This window comes from Streptomyces durbertensis, from assembly GCF_014156695.1.
Lineage (GTDB): Bacteria > Actinomycetota > Actinomycetes > Streptomycetales > Streptomycetaceae > Streptomyces > Streptomyces durbertensis.
On the sequence record NZ_WMLF01000705.1, the window covers coordinates 1 to 1,675 of the forward strand.

Genomic DNA, 1,675 nt, shown 5'->3' on the forward strand with positions numbered 1-1,675 from the left:
CGCTCACCGTGCCGCCCCCTCGGGTTGTCGCTCCGCCTCATCCGGCCAACGGACGACACCGCCCGGCCGTGCCGTGGCAGTGTGGCACTCATGTGCGGAAGGTATGCGGCCAGCCGTAAGGCGGAGGACCTCGTCCAGCTCTTCGACGTCCGTCGGTGGGACAGCGAGGAGACCCTGGAACCCGACTGGAACGTGGCGCCCACCAAGGAGGTGTACGCCGTACTCGAACGCCCGACACGCGGGAGCGACGACCCCGCCCCCGTGCGCCAGCTGCGCACGCTGCGCTGGGGCCTGGTGCCCTCCTGGGCCAAGAGCCCCGACACCGGGGTCAAGATGATCAACGCCAGGGCCGAGACCGTCCGGGACAAGCCCGCCTACCGGCAGGCGTTCGCCGCCCGCCGCTGCCTGCTGCCGGCCGACGGCTACTACGAGTGGCTGACGGCAAAGGACGAACTCGACCTGGAGCAGCGGGGCCGCCGGAAGCGCCCGCGCAAGCAGCCCTACTTCGTCACCCCGGTGGACGGCTCGGTCATGGCCTTCGCCGGTCTCTACGAGTTCTGGCGCGACCGCACCCGGCCCGACGGCGACCCCCGGGCGTGGTGGGTGACCTGCACCGTGCTGACCACGGACGCGGAGACCGCCCCGCTGCCCGGCGCCGGCGACGGGCCCGGCCCGCACTCGCTGGCCGACATCCACCCCCGGATGCCGGTCGCCCTGCCGCCCGACCGGTGGGACACCTGGCTCGATCCGCGCCACGACGACCCCGAGGAGCTGAGCGCCCTGCTCGCCTCGCTGCCCACCGGCCGCCACCGCGCCTACCCGGTCGGCACCGCGGTCTCCCACGTGCGCAACAACTCCCCGGAACTCGTCACGGAACTCGACGAGCCGGAGATCGGCACGCTCTTCTGAGCCGCCGCCCCGGGGCCTCCCGGTGGTTCCATGACGCCATGACCGCTTCTGACACGCCCGACACTCCTGACACGCCTGCCGCACCCGGAGAGCCCGACGCCTCCGTGACCGTGCCCACCCCGGTCGGGGAGGCCCGGATCAGCTGGTACCGGGCCGCCGAGCCCCGCCGCGTCCTCGCCCTGGGCCACGGCGCCGGCGGCGGCGTGGAGGCCCGCGACCTGCGGGCGCTCGCCGCCGCGCTGCCCGCCGGGGGCTGCACGGTCGCCCTTGTCGAGCAGCCCTGGCGGGTCGCCGGACGCAAGGTGGCCCCGGCACCGAAGACGCTGGACACGGCGTGGACGGCGCTGTGGCCGGACCTGGCCGCCGACGGCGTGCCGGTCGTCGCCGGCGGACGCAGCGCGGGCGCCCGGGTGGCCTGCCGCACCGCCGCCGAGCTCGGCGCCGCCGCCGTGCTGGCGCTCGCCTTCCCGCTGCACCCGCCGGGCCGTCCGGAGCGCTCCCGTGCCGACGAGCTGCTCGCCGCCCCCGCCGGCGGACTGCCGACCCTGGTCGTGCAGGGCGGCCGGGACGGCTTCGGCCGCCCGGAGGAGTTCCCGGCGGCCGACGGGCTGACCGTGGCCGCCGTGCCGTGGGGCGACCACGGCTTCGCGGTGCCGAAGAAGGCGTCCGCCGACGGAGTCGACCAGGCGGGCGCCCTCAGCCTGATCACGACCACGGTGGCCGACTGGCTCGGCGGCACCCCGGGACGCTGAGCGGAACCCCTCCC

2 protein-coding genes are annotated in these 1,675 nt (G+C 75.9%); both read left to right on the top strand.

Features of this window, described 5'->3' with window-relative positions; translation table 11 throughout:
• The first annotated feature begins 90 nt into the window (after positions 1-90).
• Entirely contained in the window at positions 91-909 is an 819-nt protein-coding gene (locus tag GL263_RS26095) for an SOS response-associated peptidase (protein ID WP_182858199.1), read from the top strand.
• A 38-nt stretch (positions 910-947) separates the two neighbouring features.
• Positions 948-1,661, top strand: a complete 714-nt coding sequence (locus GL263_RS26100; RefSeq protein WP_194377926.1) for an alpha/beta hydrolase family protein — start codon at positions 948-950, stop codon at positions 1,659-1,661.
• Positions 1,662-1,675 lie beyond the last annotated feature (14 nt).